Genomic DNA, 20223 nt, shown 5'->3' with positions numbered 1-20223 from the left:
TTGCCGGCGGTGCGACGACCCGGACACCCGCAGATAGAACGACGCCAAAAACCGCTGCGATTCACGGCCAGGACGGTGCACGATCAAGTGCACGGAGACGCGGGGACTACTGTGACGTCAACGCCGGGCCTCGCGCAGCGCTCCATGCGCCCGTGCCAGCCGATCCTGCAGACGGCGGTTCTCGTCCGTCAGCTGCCGGATGCGTTGGTGGGCAAGCTGAAGCCCGGCTCACCAGGCGCCTGAACGCCATCGGCATCCACTCAATCCTTGACCTCAGCCGCGCAGACCCCGTGATGATCAGGGACCGGTTCTCCGTGGTCACGACGCGGACCGTGCTCGAACTGCAGGGAACACCCTGCATCCCACTTGAGGAAGAACGGATCGGGCGGGATCAGCTGATCTTTTCCCGCTCCTTTTCCACGCCCATTACAACGTCCGCTGAGCTGCGCCAGGTCCTGAGCGTCTACGCACAACAGGCAAGCGCACGGCTGGCCCGGCATGGGCTGCAGGCCAAGATCCTCACCGCATTCGCGGGCACATCAGAGTACAACCCGCAGGATAAGTCCTTTCCGTCCGTGTGCATTCGGCTGCCGATGCCCACCGCCGACCCTGTGCTCCTGACACGGGCAGCGCACGGGCTCCTGCCCGCCATCCAGGATGGCAGCAAGTATGTCCGCGCCGGGATCATGGTCACCGACCTTCGGCCAACCGGAATCCAGAAGCCCCTGGAACTGTTCGAGAACCTTCACGAGGAGGGCAACATCGGCCCACTCGTGGAGGAAATCAGCCGCAGGTACGGCAGGGGCGCAATCGGACTCGGGTTTGCCGGGCTGCGCAGCGGCGTCGATTGGAGCATGAAGCGCGACATGCGATCACCCCGCTACACGACGCACTGGGATGAGATGCCGGTTGTCAGGGCAGCCTGATGGGCTCTGAGGTTGCCCTCAGTCCACGAATTCAGATTGAGTCTCGATGAAATCCCACTCTGCTTCAGTCAGGATGCTTTGCGGGGTGTCCGGATGAGGGCCCCCGGCTTCTGCGATTCCCTGCACAACAAAGAGCGGAAGTTCCTCGGCCCTGAGGTTTTCCCGGAGCCACTCCTTGCTTTTCAGGTCCAGATCAAGCCACCACATGTAAATCTGCATGTCCCGCCGCCTCTCTACGACTCAACGCTATGCGTGCTGCACCCCAGACACAAGGGACAAAACGGTGGCCTCGCCGCCCCGGTTTACGGGATCCGCCACGCGGCCGCCGGCAGGCAACCGCCCAGTTCAAGCCTAGTTATTCCCTGTGCCGGGGAACACAATGGAGTATGTCCCCAGAGCGCTTCAGCGGCCCGCCTCCCCTGCTCGTCGGCGTAATGCCGGGCCAGCATCCCGAAGTCCTCAAGACGGCAGCCACGCTGGCCCAACAACTCGCTGCGCCGCTCCTGTGCGCCTACGTGGACGAGGCAAGCTACCTCGTGGAATGGGATCCGGCGCGCTCTGCCCACCGCCTTTCGCTGCATCCGGACAAGGACGATGAGGACATCCGATCCGTGACGGAGGGCCTCAAATCCGTCATCGGCTCCGCAGTCCGGCCCGGGCCGCCCACGGAGTGGACGCTGCGCACACTTGCCGGCGATCCCGCCCGGGCGCTTGGAAGACTTGCGGCCGAGGTCAACGCACCGATGATTATTGTGGGCACGGCCGAGCGCGGCTGGGCACACCGGATCACGGAGGCGCTTAATGGGTCCGTGGGTGACTGGCTCAGCCACCACCAAAACCGGCCCGTCCTGGTGGTGCCCTTTCGGAGACCCGCCCATGAAGACGGTTCCGACTAGAGTTGCGGCGCTCAGTAGCCGCGTAATTCCCGGTGCTGTCGTGGCAAAATTCACCCCCTGAAAAGTAAAGCGAAAGTAGTTATTCGAGGTGGTGGCGAACTTCATTACCGGCAAGTAAGCTGGTGTTCGCAGGTTGATTTAGCGTCTGCCCAAAAAGCTGCTCCGGAGTGCGTATCCCCCAATAACGCACTCCGGAGCTTTTTTGTGCCCACTGGCGGCCGAGGGCACCAATGCGGGGCCCAAAACCAAAAGCGGGTCATTGACTCATACCCCCCAGGGGTATAGCTTGGACTTATGAGCACTCCTGAAGGACCGCCACCGGCGGTGCACGAAGAGTCACCGCCGCAGCATGGCTACACTTCGGACAAGGACGCCTATCTCCGCCGGCTTCGCCGGATCGAGGGCCAAGTGCGGGGAATCGCCCGCATGGTGGAGGAAGACAAGTACTGCATCGACATCCTGACCCAGGTCTCGGCCGTCACCAAGGCCTTGCACGCCGTCAGCCTGGGCCTCGTCGAGGAACATATCGGCCACTGCGTTATCGGCGCGGCCGCCGAGCCTGACCCTGACCTGCGTGCCGAGGCCATAGACATCAAAGTGAAAGAAGCCGCGGACGCCATTGGACGCCTGCTGCGGTAGCGGCAAGACCACCAACCGAAGCCAGCTGACCGACCCTGTCAGCCAGTTAATGAGGAGCCAGCAAATGAGCACCATCTCCACCACCGTCCACGTTTCCGGCATGACCTGCGGGCACTGCGTCTCGGCCGTCAGCGAAGAGCTGGAGTCGCTCGCCGGCGTCGAGGAGATCGACATCGCCCTCAATGCGGGCGGCCTCTCCACGGTCACCATTACCTCCACCCAAGAGCTCTCCCCGTCCGAAATCGGGGAAGCCGTGGCTGAAGCCGGCTACCTCGTGGTGGCGAACGAGGCCTGAATCCCACCCGGCGAAACCAACCAGGAACCGAAATGAGCACCGAGCAACTGCCGGGCAGCCCCGAGGACAGAGTGATCGAACTCGCGATCGAGGGCATGACGTGCGCATCCTGCGTCAACCGGGTGGAAAAGAAACTCGGCAAGCTCGACGGCGTCCAGGCATCGGTCAACCTCCCCCTGGAATCCGCCCACGTCACAGTCCCGGCCGGAATCACAGACCAACAGATCACCGACCAGGTAGCCTCAGCAGGCTACAAGGCCCGGATTAAGCCAGCCTTACAACCTTCGGCCGCCGCGGCGGAGCACCAAGGCGACCACGAAGACCACATGGCACACGGCGGCACGGCCTCGGCACTGAAGCCGCGCCTGGTCGCCGCGGCCATCCTCACGGTCCCCGTCTTCCTGATCTCGATGCTCCCGACCTTCCAGTTCCCGAACTGGGCCTGGGTGGTGGCTGCCCTGGCGTTGCCGGTGGTCAGCTGGGCGGCGTGGCCGTTCCACCGGGCGGCGGCCATCAATGCCCGGCATCTGGCATCCACCATGGACACGCTGGTATCCCTCGGCGTCATCGCCGCCTACGCCTTCTCGCTCGCGCAGCTCCTCGCGGACCCGGGCATCACCGGGAATCCAGCCATGGAACGGATGGAAGGCACAGGCTCCGGCGGCCTGTACTTCGAGGTCGCTGCCGTCGTCACCACATTCCTGCTGCTGGGCCGGTTCCTTGAGGCGAACGCCAAAGCCAAAGCCGGGGACGCCCTCAAGGCGCTGCTCAACCTCGGCGCCAAGGATGCCACGGTGCTCGTCAACGGCGCAGAAGTGAAAATTCCGGCCGCTCAGCTCTCCGTGGACGACGTCATTGTGGTGCGGCCCGGTGAGAAAATCGCCACCGACGGCGTCGTTGTCAGCGGTTCCTCCGCCATCGACGCGTCGCTGGTCACCGGAGAATCCGTACCCGTTGAAGTGGGCCCCGGCAGCCCCGTCACGGGTGCCACCATCAACGCCTCCGGCCGGCTGCTGGTCCGTGCCACGCGCGTCGGCGCTGAAACCACGCTGGCCCAGATGGGCAGGCTCGTGGCCCAGGCCCAGACCGGCAAGGCCCCGATCGCCAGGCTCGCGGACCGCATCAGCGCGGTGTTCGTGCCCGTCGTCCTGGCCATAGCCGTCCTCACGTTCGCCGGCTGGCTGCTGGTTGCCGGCCCGGACGTCAGCGGTCAAGAGCTGCGTACGGCGTTCACGGCAGCCGTGGCGGTCCTCGTGATCGCCTGCCCCTGCGCCCTGGGTCTGGCCACTCCGGTGGGCCTTCTGACCGGAACCGGGCGCGGCGCGCAGCTGGGCATTCTCATCAGGGGCCCTCAGGTGCTGGAGGACACCCGCACGGTGGACACCATTCTGCTGGACAAGACCGGCACCGTCACCAGCGGGCAGCTTGCCGTTGACGCCACCCTTTCCTTTCCCCCGTTCAGCGACGCCGATGTACTGCGGCTCGCCGGCGCGGTGGAAGCTGCCTCGGAGCATCCGATAGCGCACGCCATCGCCGCTGCCGCACGGGCCGACGTCCCTGCCATGAGCCTCCGGACGGACGACGGCGCCGGGCTCCCCGCCGTCGTCGGCTTCCGTTCAGCACCGGGCGGCGGAGTGGTGGGCACCGTGGCAGGGCGGCCGGTGGTCGCCGGCCGGACCGGCTGGCTCGAGGAAAACGGCGTCGGCCTGACCCCCGAAAACCACCGCGCACTCCGCTCCGCCGAACACTCCGGGGCCACAGCCATCTGGGTCGCGGTGGACGGCGGGGCCGCGGGCATCATCTGTCTGCGCGACACCATCAAGCCCGGCTCCGAGGCAGCAATCAGCCGGCTCAAGGGGCTTGGGCTGCGGCCCATCCTGCTGACCGGTGACAATGGCGCCGTCGCCGCGCAGGTGGCTGCCGCCGTCGGGATTCCCGCGGACGACGTATTCGCCGGCGTCCTGCCCGAGGGCAAGGTGGACGCAGTCCGCCGACTGCAGGCCGGCGGCGCAACGGTGGCCATGGCGGGTGACGGCGTGAACGACGCCGCTGCGCTGGCTCAGGCGGACCTGGGCATCGCAATGGGCTCCGGCACCGACGTGGCCATCGAGGCAGCGGACCTCACGGTCATGGGCGACGACCTCGGCCAGGTGGCGACCGCCATCGAGCTTTCGCGCCGCACGCTGGCCACCATCAAGACCAATCTTTTCTGGGCGTTCTTCTACAACGCCGTAGGCATCCCGGTAGCTGCGCTGGCGCTGCTCAACCCGATGATCGCCGGCGGTGCCATGGCCGCAAGCTCAGTGCTGGTGGTGGCCAACTCGCTCCGGCTTCGCAGGTTCGCCCGGCCTGGGAAGTAGCGGCGGGGTCAGGCGGCGCCGAAGCGGACCGCCGCCCTGGCCTTGGCCTTCGCAGCTTCCTCGGCCCGGTCCTTCGCCGGCGCGTGCGTCACGAGGGCGTCGAGCAGGTGCTGCGTTGCGTGCGCCACCTCATGCACGGCACGTTCGAAGGCTTCCTCGTTGGCCTTGGAGGGCTTGGTGCTGCCGCTGATCTTGCGCACGTACTGCAGGGCCGCGGCGTGCACCTCCTCCGACGTGGCGTGCGGTTCGTAGTTGTGAAGTGTATGGATGTTCCGGCACATACCCCCATGCTAGGCTCTGGACCGCCTGGGATCGACCCTCCGGGCACCATTCGGGAGGGGCGCGGCACCCATGGGAGGGCTGCATGGGGAGCGGTGCCCATCGACACCGTTTTGGGTTGGAGGATAGCTTTTAGGCAATGGATCTTCCGGACGAGCCGGAGGCCGCTGGGGATGCCGACTGGATCGGGTCCGTTGATTGAAGGAGATATCGAATGGCTATTTGGGGTGCAGACATTGCCCAGCTGAAGAACCTGGGCACCAAGCTTCAGGCGGGTTCGGCTGAGATCGAAAAGCAGAAGTCCCTGCTGACCAAGGTGCTCCAGGGCACCGACTGGAAGGGCCCGGACGCAGACAAGTTCCGCAGCGAATGGTCCGGACAGCACGCCGCCGCCCTTGCCAAGGTTGCGCAGGCGCTGGAAGAGGCCGGCAAGCAGGCCTCCCGCAACGCCACCCAGCAGGAAGAAGCTTCCCGCTAAGGCAGGATTCACGGGAGGGCCGGACGCCATGGCGTCCGGCCCTCCCGCCGTATAAGCATGCGCCGAGGGCGCCGTGCCGGACTCTTGGCGGAAAACGTCCTAGCGGACGGGCTCGACGTCGTTCGCGTGGTCGAGCGGCGCGGTCACGGCGGCCCCTGGTTCCGTCTGGCGGCCGGATCCCCTGAGCTCGTCGAGCCGGACCAGCACCACGCCGCCGACGATGAGTACCCCGCCGACCAGCTGGATCGCTCCCGGCAGTTCCCCCAGCAGCATCCACGCCCAGATCACGGCAAACAGCACCTCTGTGAGGGAGACGAAGGAGGCCACCTTGGAGCCCAGGGCGCGGGCCGCCATGATTCCCGATACATAGGCCACGACGGTTGCGAGCACCACGAGACCACCCAGCGAAACCCACCACGGCGTGGTCCAGGGTCCCAGTTTCGTGTCGGCAGTGCTGAAGGCCATGGGCAGCAGGCCTGTGGCTGCCGCCAGCCACATGACTGCGGCCCCGACAAGAAGCCCGCCCGAGGCCAGCACGATCGGCGGAAGCGTGTCGTTTTCCTTTGCCGTGATGAAGAAGTAGATGGCCAGGCAGACGGCTGCCGCCATCCCCCAGAGCACGCCGACGACGTCAACCTTCACGGCACCGGTAAGGTCCAGCACCAGGGCCAGTCCGCCGAGCGACAGCAGGGTACCGGCGATGGTGAGGGGCCGCGGGCGCCTCCGGCTCGCTGCCCAGAGCCACAGCACGATGAGCACCGGGGCGAGGTACTCCAGCAGCAGAGCCACGCCCACGGAGAGCCGGGAAACCGCGTTGAAGTAGAACAGCTGGCACGCCGCCACGCCGATCAGGCCAAACAGCACGATGGTCAGCCAGTTCTCCCGCAGCTGGTGCCAGCGTCCGCGGAGTGCCGGGATGGCAGGGATCGCAAGGATGATGGCTGCGCCGGTCAGCCGGGCCGTGACTGCGGCGCCAGGGGTCCAGCCGGTTTCCAGGAGTGCTTTCGCGAATGATCCGGAAAGCCCGAACACGGCCGAGGAAAAGAGGGCCGTGCCGAGGCCTGACGCCATGAAGCCCCGCGCGCGGGCGGCTGCCGGGGCGGCCGGAGAGATCGAGGGGCCTGCCTGGAGCGGCATCTTGGCACGGTTGCTGGCTGCAGGCACAGCTGCCTCCTGTCAGGAGTAAAGTGGGGTATTGGTCATGACATTACGCCGGGCACTGTAAGGAGTCAAGATGGTTTTTGCCCCTGACACGGAGGTGGCGCTGCGCACCGCGGTGAACCTGATTAACAGCGCGGCAAACGGGGAGGAAAAGCTCGCCACCGTGACGGACCTGGACCAGTTCCTGGCGGCGGAGGGCTTCACCGGGTCGCGGACGAAGGACGCTGCCGAACTGGCGAGCGTGCAGGCTCTCCGGACGGAGCTCGCAAGGCTCTGGACGGCCGACGAAGATACAGCCGTGGAGGGGGTAAACCGCCTCCTGCGCGAGGCGCATGCCCTGCCCCAGCTCCTTAAGCACGACCAGTGGGACTGGCACCTTCACGCCACCACACGCGAGGCGCCGCTGGCGTACAGAATGGGCACGGAGGCAGCCATGGCACTGGTGGACGTGATCCGCAGCAAGGAAATGGACCGCATGCTCTTGTGCGCGGCCGATGACTGTGACGCCGTGGTTCTGGACCTCAGCCGCAACCGGTCAAAGAGGTATTGCGACACCGGCAACTGTGCCAACAGGGCGCATGTGGCAGCCTATCGGGCGCGCCGGGCGGCAGGGGAGTAGGCGGATAGGTGCGACGGCGGCGCTAGGGGGTTTCGCCGTCGGGGTTTGAACTGTCAGCGGAGCGGGGAGTACTTGGCGGCGTCTGCGGGCCGGGGCCGCCGTAGCCATGGGACGGCCGCTTGGCCGAGCTGAGGTTCACGCCGGATCCCTTGCCCAGGTGCGCGGCGTTGTCCTTGTAGCTCATGGACAGCATGGCCGCGATGACAAGGGTGACAATGAATGCGATGCCGGCGCCCGTGAAAGCGAGGTCGAACCGCGGCGAGTGGGCACTGCCGCCCGAGGCGAAGATCAGCACGCCGAAAAAGGCCACAACACCCCAGAAGGCTGAGAACATCAGCGGTCCCTTAACCGAGGTCCGCGGATTGCGCGGTTGTCCTGGCATCTGGTTTGCCACGGTGTGTCCTCCCATGCGGGCGGCAGCGACACGGCCCACCCGTTTTGATGTGTGATTGTTCTACAAGGAGTAGAACCCTTACCTCTAGTTTACGGCCTTCGCGGTGGCCGTCCTCGCATCGTGCCTGAGCGAAAGGCCCGCAAGGATCCAAAGCACGCCCGAGATGATGGCGCCTCCGCCGGCAACCCCCAGCAGGGCGTGGGGACCAAGCGGGATAAAGAACGGCAGTGCGGCGGCAGTCCCAAGACCGACAAAGCCGGAGGTGACCCAGTCGCGGGCCAGGGTGTGGCGGCGCCGGAACCTCAGGCCCAGGTATAGTTCAGCGGCGCCCGCGAGGCCGATTCCGAGGGCCGCGATGACGCCGAAGAGCAGGCTCCCCTGCAGGATCAGCAGAGTGACGCCGGCGCCGATCAGGATGGATGCCGCCGCGGACATGGTCCTGCCGGGAGCCACGTCCCGGCGAAGGCCGGCCAGGGGGATGCCCCAGAGCAGCACGGCACCGGTAGCCAGAAGGTACAGCCCGCCGGCGAATCCCATTCCGGCCACGGAGGGCGCCGCCCAAAAAACGGTCACCGCACCGAAGGCCAGCGCCGCCGCCGCGCGGAGCAGCACGGGCTTCCACAGCTCCGCTTGGTGGGCAGTCACGGATGCCGGCTCGGCTGGGTTCACGGGGGAAGTCACCGCTCCAGTTTAGTGCGCCCCTGTGCAGCGTCGAACCTGTGCGGCGTCGAACCTGTGGGGAACGGGGCTCAGGAGCCCAGCACCATCCAGCGGTCCGTACGGGCCCGAAGCCCAAGAGTCACAGCCCTGGCCAGCATGTACCCCAGCGAAAAGGCAGCCCACACCCATACGAGCGCCGCGGCACCGCCTGCGCCCGCGAACGGGACCGCCAGGAGCAACGGGACGTACACCGCAAGGTTTATGACGCCGGCAATCGCCAGGTATTTCGCGTCGCCGGCCCCGATCAGCACGCCGTCGAGGACGAACACGTAGCCGGCGATCGGCTGCCCTGCGGCCAGCACCCAGAGTGCGAGCGTGAGCACGGACCGGACTCCTTCGTCGGAGGTGAACAGGGCGCCGGCAAAGGGGGCCGCCACCGCGAGCAGCACGCCGGTCACCACGCCAAAACCGGTGCCCCAGCGGATCATGGTGCGGGTCAGCAGCCGTGCCTTCGCCGGCTTGGAGGCGCCCAGCTCCTTGCCGATGAGAGCCTGCGCGGCAATCGCCAGGGCGTCCAGCGCGAAAGCCAGGAACGTAAACATGGTCATGGCCAGCTGGTGTGCCGCGAGGTTCACGGCACCCTGGGCGGTGACCACCAGCACGGTGGCCAGGATGGCGATCCGCAGACTGAGCGTCCGGAGCATCAGCCAGGAGCCCACCCTCGTCATGGACCGGATCCCGTGCCAGTCGGGCAGCAGGGAAACGCCGTGGTTTCGGGCGCTGCGCTGGACCATCACCAGGTACACGGCAGCCATGGCCCACTGCGCGATGCTGGTGCCCACAGCCGATCCGGTCACCGACCAGCCCAGGCCGTAAACCAGTACGAGGTTCAGCGCAACGTTCACGGTGAAGCCCGCGGTGGCCACCACCAGCGGGGTGCGGGTGTCCTGAAGTCCCCGCAGGACCCCCGTTCCTGCGAAGATCAGGAGCATCGCCACCAGCCCGGGCATGGACCAGCGCAGGTAGTCCACGGCGAACTGCCGGACGTCGCCGCCGGCACCCATGAGCCCCACCAGGGGTTCGGCCGCAAGGAAGCCCGCCACGGCCAGGACGGCGCCGAGCAGCAGGGCGAGCCAGACGCCGTCTCGTCCGGCGGCGAGTGCCTTGGCGAACTGGCCGTCGCCAACCGCCCGCGCCACTGCGGGGGTGGTGGAGTAGGCAAGGAACACCATCAGGCCCACCGCCGTGTGAAGCACAGCGGAGGCCAGACCCACGCCGGCCAACTGGGACACGCCGAGGTGACCCACGATGGCCGAATCGGCGAGCAGGAAGAGCGGCTCGGCGATGAGCGCTCCGAATGCGGGCACGGCGAGCCGCAGGATTTCGCGGGAATGGCTCGCTGGTTTCAGGTCCGAAACAGCGGTCGCAGGTGAGTCAGGCACGGTTTCAGCCTAGCGGCCGCCCCAACGAATGGTCCCCCGGAGCGCTGCGGGCAGGCCGCAGGCTGCCTTGCGGCGGGGCGGCCGCAGGCTGCCGGTAGGATTTCTGCAGTGCCCCTGACTGAGTCCCTCCCCCAGCCCGTTACCGTCTCCGTTGCCCGCACTGTGCTCCCCGGCCGTACGCGCCAGGCCAGTGCCTGGGCCCATGCCGGCCAGGAACTCGCCCGCGAATGGCCCGGCTACCTCGGATCCGGCTGGGTCCGCTCGGCGGCCGATTCGGATGAGTGGCACATGCTGTACCGTTTTGCCGATGCCGACCTCCTCAACGACTGGGAGCAGTCCGAGGAACGGCGCTGGTGGATCGACAGCGCCTCAGGCCTCGTGGAGATCACTCGGGTTGAGCGCCGCACGGGGATTGAGGGCTGGTTCGCGCAACAGGGCGACGTCCACCTTGCCGTTCCCGAAACCGTGGTGCCTCCCCGGTGGAAGCAGATGGTCAGCATCTTCCTGCCGTTCTTTCCGCTCAGCCTGCTGGCTAATTTCCTGCTTCACCCGGTGACCCAGGGCTGGCCGCTTGTCTTCCAGGTGCTGCTGGCCACCTGCCTCCTGACGCCGCTCATGACCTACATCTTCCTTCCCGTCACCACCCGGCTGCTGGGCCCGTGGCTCCGGAAGATGCGCTGACGGGGCGGACTTCCGCTGCGCGGCGGGCTTAGAGAATGTGGGAAAAGCCACAGCGCGTCACATTTAGTTGACACTTCAACCAATGACACGAGACAGTGGAATGGAAGCCGGCGATCCGATCGCCCGCTCATACGACCGAACGCAACCGATACGAACGGTGAAAATTTTCCATGAACCAGTCCACCCTTGCCACCACAGCCCTCACGATCCTGCGCGTCATTGTCGGATTCCTGTTCGCAGCCCACGGCTGGCAGAAGTTCAACGAGTTCACCATCGCCGGCACGCAGGCATCATTCACCAAGATGGGGATTCCTGCAGCTGAGGCCGCTGCCCCCATCGTGGCCACCCTTGAACTGGTGGGCGGTGTCGCACTGATCCTCGGGGTCCTGGCCCGGGTCTTCGCTGCACTGCTGGCCCTGGACATGCTCGGCGCGCTCTTCCTGGTTCACGCCCCGGCAGGCGTTTTCGCTGCCAACGGCGGCTACGAACTGGTCCTCCTGCTGGCCGCGGCCGCCCTCGCCGTAGCACTCGCCGGTGCGGGGTGCCTCTCGCTTGACCGCGCCCTCTTCGGCCGCCCCGGCTCGAAGCTGAACGTCCTCGCCTAGTCTTCCCCGGCAAAACGTCTTCTTCGAAAAAGGGCGACGGCGGCTGCGCACTTCGGTGCGCAGCCGCCGTCTTTCGTTGGACCTCCTCGAGGAACGGGTCTGGAGCCTTAGCCCGTAACGCCAGTCAGCTCGTCCGGAGCGTGTTCCAGCCCGCCTGTCCGGGCAGCCTTCGAGCTCCACCCCGCCCACAGACTCAAGAGTGGCCGCATCCAGCTAAGTGGCGTTTTAGAGATGCCCACCGGCGCTGCCCGGTCCGCTTGTGGCGTGCGGTGCAGCGTTTGTGTCGGTCCGGCTGCTGCGCGGCGCCCGGCGTCAGTAAGATCGCAGCATGAGCGAGACTGCGGCGAATTCCGTGACCCTCCGATTCCTTGCGGCCCCCACCGACGTCGGCCACAGCGGTTCCGTGGACGCCGGAACGGTCCTGGAGTGGGTGGACAAGGCTGCCTACGCAGCCGCCGTCGGATGGGCCAAGTCCTATTGCGTCACCGCCTACGTGGGCAACATCCACTTTGCGGACCCCGTGAACAGCGGCGACATGGTGGAAGTCACCGCCACTATCGTCTACACCGGCCGGTCCTCCATGCACATCCGCACTGTTGTTTCCTCAGGCGATCCCAAGGGCGGCCCGGCCACCATGCGGAGTCAGTGCATGGTGATCTTCGTGGCCGTGGGCGAGGACGGAAAACCCACCCCCGTCAAGCAGTTCGAGCCCACCACGGCGGAGGAACTCGAACGACGCGACCACGCCCTGGCCCGGATCAAGATCCGTGAACAGATCGTGGAAGCCATGAACGCACAGGAATATACGGACGCAGGCACCGCGGAGCGCGTTGTGCTGCGGTTTATGGCCGCACCCACTGACGTCAACTGGGGCGGGAAGGTCCACGGCGGCATCGTCATGAAGTGGATCGACGAAGCCGCGTACGTCTGCGCATCGCGCTACTGCGGCAAGGACACCGTGGCAGTGTTCTCCGGCGGGGTGCGGTTCTACCGCCCGCTGCTGATAGGGCATGTGGTGGAAGTGGAGGCACGGCTCGTCTACACCGGCACCAAAGGCATGCACGTGGCGGTACATGTCCGCTCGGGCGATCCCAAAAGCGGCGAACTCAACCTCACCACCTACTGCCTCACGGTGATGGTGGCCCGGGACGCCGAGGGCACCTCGGTACCCATCCCCGAATGGGTCCCGGTCTCTGACGAGGACAAGCGCCTCCAGGCGCATGCCCGCCACCTTCTGGAAATCCGTGCAGCGGCGCCGGGAAACCGTCTGCCGAACCACCTCCTGCAGCAGAGGGCGTAGCAGGCGCTCCGGCTAGAACCCGCCGCCTCCGGCGTCTGCTGCCATATTGGCGAAGCGGGAGTAGTGACCCTGGAAGGCGACCACGATGTCCTTGGTGGGGCCGTTACGGTGCTTGGCGATCAGGATGTCCGCCTCGCCGGCGCGCGGCGACTCCTTGTCATAGACGTCCTCGCGGTGGAGCAGGATGACCATGTCCGCGTCCTGCTCGATGGAACCCGACTCACGGAGGTCCGAGACCATGGGCCGCTTGTCCTGTCGCTGCTCGGAACCACGGTTCAACTGGGACAGGGCAATGACGGGGACCTGGAGCTCCTTGGCCAGCAGCTTCAAGGCACGGGAGAACTCCGAGACTTCCTGCTGGCGGGACTCAACCTTCTTGCCGGAGCTCATGAGCTGCAGGTAGTCGAGGATAACCAGCTTGAGGTCATGCTGCTGCTTGAGGCGGCGGCACTTGGCACGGATCTCCATCAGGGACATGTTGGGGCTGTCGTCGATGAACAGCGGGGCATCATTCATCCGGCCCATTGTGGTGGCGATCTTGGACCACTGCTCGTCCTTGATCGTGCCCTTGCGGAGGTCCTGCAGGCCGATGGTGGCCTCCGCCGAAAGAAGTCGCATGGCAATCTCGTTCCGGCCCATTTCCAGGGAGAACATGACGGTGGCCAGATTGTTCTTGATGGCAGCGGACCGGGCAAAGTCCAGGGCGAACGTGGACTTACCCACAGCAGGGCGGGCGGCGATGACGATCATCTGCCCCGGATGCAGACCGTGGGTCAACTCATCCAGTTCGTAGAAGCCCGTGGGCACGCCCGTCATGCCCTCGCCGCGGTGGCCCGAAGCTTCGATCTCGTCCACCGTGGATTCCATGACGTCCTTGAGGACCACGTAGTCCTCTGCAGTGCGCCGTTCGGCTACGGCGTAGATCTCAGCCTGGGCCTGGTTGACAAGGTCTTCGACTTCGCCGTCGGATCCGTAGCCCAGCTGGACGATCTTGGTGCCGGCGTTGACCAGCCGCCGCAGGACTGCGCGCTCGGCCACGATTTCCGCGTAGTATCCCGCGTTGGCAGCGGTGGGGACTGTCTGGATGAGCTCGTGCAGGTAGGCCGGACCGCCGATTCTGTTGATCTCGCCGCGCTTGGTCAGCTCGTCCGAAACCGTCACCGCATCCGCGGGTTCGCCGCGGCCATAGAGGTCGATGACGGCCTCGTAGATAGTCTCGTGGGCGGGGCGGTAGAAGTCCTGGCCCCGAAGGATCTCCACCACATCAGCGATGGCGTCTTTGGAGAGCATCATGCCGCCAAGCACGGACTGTTCGGCAGGAATGTCCTGTGGAGGCTTGCGGCTGCCTTCGGATCCGCGGGTGCCCTCGATTGAGTCCAGGTGCGTAACTGACAAAGCTGCCGTCCTCCATAGTGTCCGCAGTCCCCTGATGGAGGCCTGCGGCAAGTCTGCCGTGTGCCGTTGAACGCGCGTTTCCGCGAAAGCTGCAGCGCCGGCTAATGAAAAGTTGTACCAGCCAGCCCTGACAATTTAAGCCGGAAGCCGTGGCCTCGGCCGACGCCTCATCCACAGGTTTTCCACAGGGCACCGCGGATTATCCGAAACCCTGAAATGGGGGCCCCGGTCCGGTTGGCTGATGTGGAGCGCATGTCCCGATTCGGTGTCTCCGCTACGTTAGCGCCCGCCGGGCAACGCACAAAGCCCGGAGTTTTGCACGTCTGTGGATAACCTGTGCACAATGGGCCGCTGCTTGTGCACAGTCTGTGGGCGAAGGTGTGGATATCAAATTTCTTTCACGCCTATATGCGGCCTGACCTGCGGAAACGCCCGTCGAGGCCTGTGGACTCAAAATTCTTTTCTTGAACCTTCATCCACAGCCGGAACGCCGCGACTGGGGATACTCGCCGGTAATTTCCGCGTGTTGACCGCCGGGGATGGGCGGAATGTGATCATTATCGCGAACGCTCCCCGAACCGCTCCACGCCGGGCTGCGACGTTCGGCCACGTTCGGCCCGACAGGACCGCCGCATGCGTACCGCTGCGTATGCTGTGGATAACGACTAACTGGCCTAAGCTCTATCTATGGGCGACGTTCTGATAGCCATAGTGCCTGTCCTCGTTCTGGCGGCGGTCCTTTGGGCCCTCTCCACGGCACTGAAGCCGCGCGACACCGGAATGTCGGAGGCCGACCGCTACCAGTTGGATCTGGCCAGGCGCTCACAGGCCCACTATGCGGCCCAGGTGCAGGCTGCGACGGCCGCGCGTGCACGGGTTGATGCGGCGACGCGTCCCAGCCAGAACGAGCAGCAGCAGACCCAACAGAACGATCACGCCCGGGCCGCGCTTCTGGCTCAGGCGGCCTCTGGTCCCGCCTCAGGCCACCCTGGCTACCAGGGGTACGTCCTGCCCGGGGGGCAGGTCAACGCGCAGTTGGCGCTCCAGCTGCAGTCGATGGCGCGTAACGGGCAAAAGCTCCAGGCCATCAAGCTCCTGCGCCAGGCAACGCACTCCGACCTTTTGACCGCCAAGCAATACGTAGATCGGCTTTAGAACCATGGAACCGCTCGTGATCCCCGTCCTGATCCTCGTGGCCGTCGCCGTCGCCCTGGCCTTCGCCGTCCGGGCATGGAACCGCCGCCAGCGGACTGCCGTCGGGCCGGCGCAAGCACCGCCGGACTCTGTCGAACTGGCCAGGGCGGCTGCGACCAAGCTGTCCGAGGACGAACACCGGAGGCTTTATGCGCTGATCGCGCAGGGACAGGCCATGGCTGCCATAAAGCTCTACTACGAGGTGTCAGGTCTCGGCCTTCGGGCCTCGCGGGACGCCGTGGCGGCCTTGGCTGCCCACCCCCAGCCATTCCATACCCCGGCGGCGGAGGCCAGCGAACCAGACCCCGACGACGAAACGCCGCAGCGGTTCCCCTACCGGTACCGGGCAATCGCGAGCAAGGGCGACGTCACGCGGGAAGTCAGCAGCAACATGCTGAACGACGAGATTTACGGCCGTATCCGGACCCTGGCCAAAAGCGGTAACACGGAGGCGGCGGCCACCGCCCTCTCCAGGCATTCGGACATCACCATGAAGCAGGCCCGCGAATTCATCGCGCTGTTGGACGACTGATCGTCCAAGTGGAGGACACGCCGCATTTCTGGGGCGTCTGACCGCTGAGTCTTCCTGCGCGGGCCAACGTCGCGCAGAACCCGCGAACGGTCAGAAATCGAAGAGGTCGCCCAGCCATCCTTCCTTCTTTTTTGGCCGCCGGCCGTCGTACTCGCGGTCATAGCCCTTGCCGTAGCCACGGTCGTCATAACGGGGCTTGTCGTAACCGGGCTTGTCATAGTTCGGCTGCTCATACCGGGGCCGTTCCCGCGGTGCCTCGTGGTTCTGGTACAGGGGAGGCGGGACCATGCCCGGAGCTGGCGGGGCCGGTACTGGCGGCGCCGCAGGCGCGCCCGCTCCCCCGAACGAGTCGGCCGCACGGTCAATGATCTTGTCCAGCTCCCCTCGGTCAAGCCATACGCCGCGGCACTGGGGGCAGTAATCAATCTCCACTCCACTGCGTTCGCTCATGATCAGGTCTACGGAATCAACAGGACACTTCATGACCGGCACAACGAGCGGGTCCCGGGAATAGTTCACCGGTCCGCACCACTACCGCGCGGCGGATATCCCGGCCAGCAGCTGTTCAAAAGGCAGCGACTCCAGGGGCGCCTGCTTCCTGCCGGGCTGCACCCCGTCCAGCAGGCCGGCAAACTCGCCCGCCGCCCGCCCGATTCGCGCCGAAAGGGGAGAGCCGCCGTCGTCCGTGTTCCCCCAGTCCTGGGGGCCGGCAAAGACGGCTGTCGGAGCCACCCTGGTGCGGAGGTAGCTGAACAGTGGGCGCATGGCGTACTCGAGGACCATCTGGTGGCGGTCGGTTCCGCCCGTGGCGCCCAGCAGCACAGCCTTCCCGTCCAGTGACTTGGGGTCCAGCACGTCGATGAAGGACTTGAAGAGGCCGCTGTACGAGGCGCTGAAGACAGGCGTGACCGCGATGATTCCGTCGGACGCCTCCACCCCGGCGATAACCTCTGCGAGGCGCGGAGCCGCGTAGCCGGTGACGAAGTTGTTGGCGATGTCCACGGCCAGATCGCGGAGTTCCACCACATCAACGGTCACCTCGTACCCGGCTGCCTCAAGCTGTTGGCTGGCGGCGCCGGCCAACTGGTCGGCCAGCAGCCTGCTCGACGACGGAACCCCCAGGCCGGCGGACAGAACGGTTATGCGGCGGGTCTCCACGGTGATCTCCTCAGGGTCGACTGTCTGCGACAGTGCATGCGTTTGCATCTACTCCCTCAACCCGGGCCCTTCCGTGTTTATTCCGGACTTCGGAGTTGGTGGCGGCGCTGCGGAGTGCGGGCCGTTCAGTTCGCGAACTATCAGCGCCGGCAGCAAGGCGACGTACACTGCCTCCATGGCGGAAAACAAGACGCAAGTAACCGGCGCCTCGGTGGATGAGTTCCTGGCCGGTGTGGAACATCCTGTCCGGCGCCAGGACGCCCTCCGGCTGCGGGCCCTCATGGCGGAGCTGACCGGCGAGGAACCCGAGATGTGGGGGCCCACCATCGTGGGATTCGGCAGGTACCACTACAAATACGACAGCGGGCGGGAAGGCGATGCCGCGGCGGTCGGATTCTCTCCGCGCAAAGCCAGCCTGTCCCTGTACGGTTTGAGCGCGGCACCGGAAGCCCCTGAACTCCTCGCGAGGCTGGGCAACCACAAGATGGGTGCCGGCTGCGTGTACGTCAACAAGCTCGAGGACATCGATGAAACCGCACTGGCTGAACTGATCCGGGCGGGTTACCGCTACTACACCACCGTGGTCCAACGCCACTGAACCGACCGTGACGGAAAGCGAAAGCCCCCGTTGTCGGGTTCCCGGGGGAACCGACAGCGGGGGCTTTCAGCAGTTCAGGACTGCGCAGCAATCTGGCTTAGAGCCGGAAAGACTACTTGCCTGCGACTACGTCGAGTTCGATCACAGCGGCAACGTCGTCGTGCAGACGGACGTTCGCCTGGTAGGAACCGACCGACTTGATGTGCGTCGGCAGTTCAACCTTGCGCTTGTCGATGCGGCCAAGGCCAGCGGCCTCAACAGCGTCAGCAACGTCGGCCTGCTTGACCGTGCCGAACAGGCGGCCGCTTTCGCCAGCCTTGACGACCAGCTTGACCGGCTTGGCGGACAGCGCAGCGGCCTGCTTCTGAGCATCTTCCAGGGAAGCGTGCTCGCGGGCGACGCGGGCAGCCTTGATGGACTCAACCTGCTTCTCGCCACCCTTGGACCAGGTCAGAGCGAAGCCGCGGGGCAGCAGGTAGTTACGTGCGTAACCGTCCTTGACCTCGATAACGTCGCCTGCAGCACCGAGACCGGTTACTTCGTGGGTCAGAATGAGCTTTGCCATGTTAGTTAATCCCTTCCTTAGCCGCGGCCAGCGCCGGAGTAAGGCAGCAGAGCAACTTCGCGGGCGTTCTTGATTGCCTGGGCGATCTTGCGCTGTTCCTGCACCGTGACGCCGGTGACGCGACGGGCGCGGATCTTTCCGCGGTCGGAGATGAACTTGCGCAGCAATGCTACGTCCTTGTAGTCGATGACGGTGATGTCAGCGGCCTTCAAGGGGTTGGACTTTGGTTTGGGCTTACGGAGTTCAGCCTTAGCCATCGTGGAGCTCCTATTCTTTGGAGCCCGTGGACATTGATCCACGGGATGGTGGTGGTCCGACGGCGGCGGTGACCAAAACGTGCCATATGGCACGCTTCAGGGGTTGCCGGCGTAGAACCTTTGATGTGTTTATTTAGAAGGGAGGTTCGGAATCCGGGCCGTTGCCCCAGCCGCCGCCTGCATTGCTGACCCCGGGCGTGGCCCAAGGGTCTTCCTGCGCTGCGGGCTGGTTGCCACCCCAGGTTCCGCCGGTGTTGCCGCCCTGGTTTGCACCCTGGCCGCCACCGAATCCACCGCCGCTGTTGCCGCCGCCGAAGCCGCCCTGTCCACCCTGACCGCCGGAGCGCTGGGTGCGGTTGACCTTGGCGTTGGCGTAGCGCAGGCTCGGGCCGATTTCATCGACCTCGAGCTCGATAACGGTGCGCTTTTCGCCCTCTTTTGTTTCGTAGGAACGGCTCTTCAGTCGGCCGGAAACGATCACGCGCATGCCCTTTGTCAGGGACTCGGCGACGTTTTCAGCTGCTTCGCGCCACACCGATGCGCGGAGGAACAGGGTTTCCCCGTCCTTCCACTCATTGGACTGGCGGTCAAAAGTGCGGGGCGTAGAAGCGATGGTGAAGTTCGCTACTGCCGAACCTGACGGTGTGAACCTCAGTTCGGGGTCATTGGTGAGATTACCGATGACCGTAATAGTGGTTTCGCCTGCCATCTACTGCCTCCTTGTTCGTTCCTGCGGGGTAAAGAATGAATGCCGGGAGCTGAAATTACTCAGCAACGACCTTCTGCTCTTCGGGGCGGGTGATCTTGGTGCGCATGATGGTCTCATTGAGACTCAGCTGGCGGTCAAGTTCCTTGGCGGTTTCCGGCTTGGCGGTGAAGTTCACCACGGCGTAGATACCCTCGGACTTCTTCTTGATGTCGTAAGCGAGGCGACGGCGGCCCCAGATGTCGACCTTTTCGATGGTTCCACCATCGTTGGTGATGACATTCAGGAACTTCTGAAGCGACGGCTCTACGGTACGCTCTTCGACCTCGGGGTCGATGATTACCATCAATTCGTAAGGACGCATATGTGAACCCACCTCCTTTGGGCTAAGCGGTTACGGCATTTCCGTAACAGGAGGTTCATTTGCGGTGCCGTGCAGGCCAGGCTCCAAAACGGAGGCAGGGCGCAGCACAGACTTCAATATCTTAGTGCATCGGGGAGGGATTCCGCGATTCGTGCTCTGACTCGAGGCTAACGTGCTGCTGCCGGCGGGTGCAGCAGCAGAGACTCCTATGTGGAAAACGTGACGCCGGTACTGACCGGCGCTGCACCCGGGGAAGACGGCCACGGTTCCAGCCACATGACGGCCGGCTGTGGATAAATCACGCCCAAGGAAATACTGGAGCCATGACGACTCTGAAATCGGTCCTGCTGTTCGCCCTTGCCGCGGCCGCGGAAATCAGTGGCGCCTGGCTGATCTGGCAGGCTGTGCGGGAGGACAGGGCATGGTGGTGGGCCGGACTCGGCGTCGTGGCCCTGGGGATCTACGGATTTGTGGCCGCGCTCCAGCCCGACGCCAATTTTGGCCGTGTCCTGGCTGCCTACGGCGGCGTATTCATCGTGGGCTCGTTGGCTTGGGGCGTGATCCTGGACAGCTTCAGGCCAGATCGCTGGGACCTCATCGGCGCCGCTGTGTGCCTCGCGGGCGTGGCTTTGATCATGTTCGCGCCGCGACAGGGCTGACTGCTGTTCACCCGCCGACGGCAACGCAAAACCGTCCGCGCGGCGGGCCTTAACGGCACA

26 protein-coding genes and 1 pseudogene are annotated in these 20223 nt (G+C 65.3%); 14 read left to right on the top strand and 13 right to left on the bottom strand.

Translation table 11 applies throughout. The features are described from left to right. Positions 1 to 224: 224 nt before the first annotated feature. Positions 225 to 926: pseudogene (locus AC1D14_RS03880) on the top strand (DUF4113 domain-containing protein); the annotation flags it as partial. Between the two features lie 18 nt (positions 927 to 944). On the opposite strand, the gene AC1D14_RS03875 reads toward AC1D14_RS03880, so the two are convergent. After that, positions 945 to 1145, bottom strand: a complete 201-nt coding sequence (locus tag AC1D14_RS03875; protein ID WP_230121448.1) for a hypothetical protein — start codon at positions 1143 to 1145, stop codon at positions 945 to 947. 167 nt (positions 1146 to 1312) lie between these two features. On the opposite strand from AC1D14_RS03875, the gene AC1D14_RS03870 reads away from it, so the two are divergent. From AC1D14_RS03870 to AC1D14_RS03855, 4 genes are all read left to right on the top strand, one after another. Next, on the top strand, positions 1313 to 1822 hold the full coding sequence (locus AC1D14_RS03870; RefSeq protein ID WP_230121449.1) for a universal stress protein: 510 nt from the start codon (positions 1313 to 1315) through the stop codon (positions 1820 to 1822). A gap of 294 nt (positions 1823 to 2116) precedes the next feature. Continuing rightward, positions 2117 to 2461, top strand: a complete 345-nt coding sequence (locus AC1D14_RS03865) for a metal-sensitive transcriptional regulator (RefSeq protein ID WP_230121450.1) — start codon at positions 2117 to 2119, stop codon at positions 2459 to 2461. 64 nt (positions 2462 to 2525) lie between these two features. Then, positions 2526 to 2756 carry a heavy-metal-associated domain-containing protein gene (locus tag AC1D14_RS03860; RefSeq protein WP_230121451.1) on the top strand — a complete coding sequence of 77 codons (231 nt, stop codon included), beginning with the start codon at positions 2526 to 2528 and terminating at the stop codon, positions 2754 to 2756. Positions 2757 to 2788: 32 nt separating this feature from the next. Further along, positions 2789 to 5116, top strand: a complete 2328-nt coding sequence (locus tag AC1D14_RS03855; RefSeq protein ID WP_230121452.1) for a heavy metal translocating P-type ATPase — start codon at positions 2789 to 2791, stop codon at positions 5114 to 5116. Between the two features lie 8 nt (positions 5117 to 5124). Here the strand turns inward: AC1D14_RS03855 and AC1D14_RS03850 are convergent, their stop codons facing one another. Beyond that, the gene (locus tag AC1D14_RS03850) at positions 5125 to 5397 is read right to left on the bottom strand and encodes a DUF2277 domain-containing protein (protein WP_230121453.1); all 273 of its coding nucleotides are present in this window, start codon (positions 5395 to 5397) and stop codon (positions 5125 to 5127) included. 212 nt (positions 5398 to 5609) lie between these two features. Here AC1D14_RS03850 and AC1D14_RS03845 point away from each other — a divergent pair, with 212 nt between their 5' ends. Continuing rightward, positions 5610 to 5873 carry a hypothetical protein gene (locus AC1D14_RS03845; RefSeq protein WP_230121454.1) on the top strand — a complete coding sequence of 88 codons (264 nt, stop codon included), beginning with the start codon at positions 5610 to 5612 and terminating at the stop codon, positions 5871 to 5873. A gap of 99 nt (positions 5874 to 5972) precedes the next feature. Here AC1D14_RS03845 and AC1D14_RS03840 read toward each other — a convergent pair whose 3' ends face one another. Next, entirely contained in the window at positions 5973 to 7010 is a 1038-nt protein-coding gene (locus AC1D14_RS03840; protein WP_230119169.1) for an EamA family transporter, read from the bottom strand. 97 nt (positions 7011 to 7107) lie between these two features. Here AC1D14_RS03840 and AC1D14_RS03835 point away from each other — a divergent pair, with 97 nt between their 5' ends. Beyond that, on the top strand, positions 7108 to 7653 hold the full coding sequence (locus AC1D14_RS03835; RefSeq protein ID WP_230119165.1) for a CGNR zinc finger domain-containing protein: 546 nt from the start codon (positions 7108 to 7110) through the stop codon (positions 7651 to 7653). Between the two features lie 22 nt (positions 7654 to 7675). Here the strand turns inward: AC1D14_RS03835 and AC1D14_RS03830 are convergent, their stop codons facing one another. The 3 genes from AC1D14_RS03830 to AC1D14_RS03820 all read right to left on the bottom strand — a co-directional run bounded on the left by AC1D14_RS03830 (position 7676) and on the right by AC1D14_RS03820 (position 10149). Next, a complete protein-coding gene (locus AC1D14_RS03830) occupies positions 7676 to 8047 on the bottom strand; it encodes a hypothetical protein (RefSeq protein WP_230119164.1) in 372 nt (123 codons plus the stop codon). Positions 8048 to 8131: 84 nt separating this feature from the next. After that, positions 8132 to 8728: a hypothetical protein gene (locus AC1D14_RS03825; protein ID WP_230119163.1), complete on the bottom strand. Its 597-nt coding sequence runs from the start codon at positions 8726 to 8728 to the stop codon at positions 8132 to 8134. Between the two features lie 68 nt (positions 8729 to 8796). Beyond that, positions 8797 to 10149 (bottom strand): MATE family efflux transporter, encoded by a 1353-nt coding sequence (locus AC1D14_RS03820; RefSeq protein ID WP_230119162.1) that lies wholly within the window; start codon positions 10147 to 10149, stop codon positions 8797 to 8799. Positions 10150 to 10257: 108 nt separating this feature from the next. On the opposite strand from AC1D14_RS03820, the gene AC1D14_RS03815 reads away from it, so the two are divergent. From AC1D14_RS03815 to AC1D14_RS03805, 3 genes are all read left to right on the top strand, one after another. Then, positions 10258 to 10830, top strand: a complete 573-nt coding sequence (locus tag AC1D14_RS03815; RefSeq protein WP_230119161.1) for an antibiotic biosynthesis monooxygenase — start codon at positions 10258 to 10260, stop codon at positions 10828 to 10830. 170 nt (positions 10831 to 11000) lie between these two features. Further along, complete coding sequence (locus AC1D14_RS03810; protein ID WP_476968064.1) at positions 11001 to 11435, top strand: DoxX family protein; 435 nt, start codon at positions 11001 to 11003, stop codon at positions 11433 to 11435. A gap of 328 nt (positions 11436 to 11763) precedes the next feature. Then, positions 11764 to 12735 carry an acyl-CoA thioesterase gene (locus AC1D14_RS03805; RefSeq protein WP_230119159.1) on the top strand — a complete coding sequence of 324 codons (972 nt, stop codon included), beginning with the start codon at positions 11764 to 11766 and terminating at the stop codon, positions 12733 to 12735. Between the two features lie 12 nt (positions 12736 to 12747). On the opposite strand, the gene dnaB is transcribed toward AC1D14_RS03805, so the two are convergent. Then, positions 12748 to 14130 carry a replicative DNA helicase gene (gene dnaB, locus AC1D14_RS03800; RefSeq protein ID WP_230119158.1) on the bottom strand — a complete coding sequence of 461 codons (1383 nt, stop codon included), beginning with the start codon at positions 14128 to 14130 and terminating at the stop codon, positions 12748 to 12750. Between the two features lie 687 nt (positions 14131 to 14817). Between dnaB and AC1D14_RS03795 the strand changes: the two genes are divergently transcribed. Continuing rightward, entirely contained in the window at positions 14818 to 15285 is a 468-nt protein-coding gene (locus AC1D14_RS03795; RefSeq protein ID WP_230119157.1) for a hypothetical protein, read from the top strand. A gap of 4 nt (positions 15286 to 15289) precedes the next feature. Beyond that, positions 15290 to 15856, top strand: coding sequence for a hypothetical protein (locus AC1D14_RS03790; protein WP_230119156.1), 567 nt, complete (start codon positions 15290 to 15292; stop codon positions 15854 to 15856). 90 nt (positions 15857 to 15946) lie between these two features. On the opposite strand, the gene AC1D14_RS03785 is transcribed toward AC1D14_RS03790, so the two are convergent. After that, positions 15947 to 16339: a TFIIB-type zinc ribbon-containing protein gene (locus AC1D14_RS03785; RefSeq protein ID WP_290369767.1), complete on the bottom strand. Its 393-nt coding sequence runs from the start codon at positions 16337 to 16339 to the stop codon at positions 15947 to 15949. 48 nt (positions 16340 to 16387) lie between these two features. After that, entirely contained in the window at positions 16388 to 17014 is a 627-nt protein-coding gene (locus AC1D14_RS03780; RefSeq protein ID WP_476968093.1) for an FMN reductase, read from the bottom strand. Positions 17015 to 17189: 175 nt separating this feature from the next. On the opposite strand from AC1D14_RS03780, the gene AC1D14_RS03775 reads away from it, so the two are divergent. Further along, entirely contained in the window at positions 17190 to 17612 is a 423-nt protein-coding gene (locus AC1D14_RS03775; RefSeq protein ID WP_476881182.1) for a DUF1801 domain-containing protein, read from the top strand. 112 nt (positions 17613 to 17724) lie between these two features. Here AC1D14_RS03775 and rplI read toward each other — a convergent pair whose 3' ends face one another. The 4 genes from rplI to rpsF form a co-directional block, all read right to left on the bottom strand. Next, the gene (gene rplI, locus AC1D14_RS03770; RefSeq protein WP_230119153.1) at positions 17725 to 18177 is read right to left on the bottom strand and encodes a 50S ribosomal protein L9; all 453 of its coding nucleotides are present in this window, start codon (positions 18175 to 18177) and stop codon (positions 17725 to 17727) included. 17 nt (positions 18178 to 18194) lie between these two features. Beyond that, positions 18195 to 18434: a 30S ribosomal protein S18 gene (gene rpsR, locus AC1D14_RS03765; RefSeq protein ID WP_003800144.1), complete on the bottom strand. Its 240-nt coding sequence runs from the start codon at positions 18432 to 18434 to the stop codon at positions 18195 to 18197. Positions 18435 to 18567: 133 nt separating this feature from the next. Further along, positions 18568 to 19143 carry a single-stranded DNA-binding protein gene (locus AC1D14_RS03760; protein WP_018775330.1) on the bottom strand — a complete coding sequence of 192 codons (576 nt, stop codon included), beginning with the start codon at positions 19141 to 19143 and terminating at the stop codon, positions 18568 to 18570. A gap of 55 nt (positions 19144 to 19198) precedes the next feature. Continuing rightward, entirely contained in the window at positions 19199 to 19504 is a 306-nt protein-coding gene (gene rpsF, locus AC1D14_RS03755; protein WP_015939036.1) for a 30S ribosomal protein S6, read from the bottom strand. A gap of 323 nt (positions 19505 to 19827) precedes the next feature. Between rpsF and AC1D14_RS03750 the strand changes: the two genes are divergently transcribed. Further along, positions 19828 to 20163 carry a YnfA family protein gene (locus tag AC1D14_RS03750; protein WP_476968063.1) on the top strand — a complete coding sequence of 112 codons (336 nt, stop codon included), beginning with the start codon at positions 19828 to 19830 and terminating at the stop codon, positions 20161 to 20163. Positions 20164 to 20223: the final 60 nt, after the last annotated feature.

The sequence above is a fragment of the Arthrobacter sp. P1_B11 genome (genome assembly GCF_056406715.1).
The sequence above is the reverse complement of the archived record's forward strand: the minus strand, read 5'-3'. Positions and strand labels throughout refer to the sequence as shown.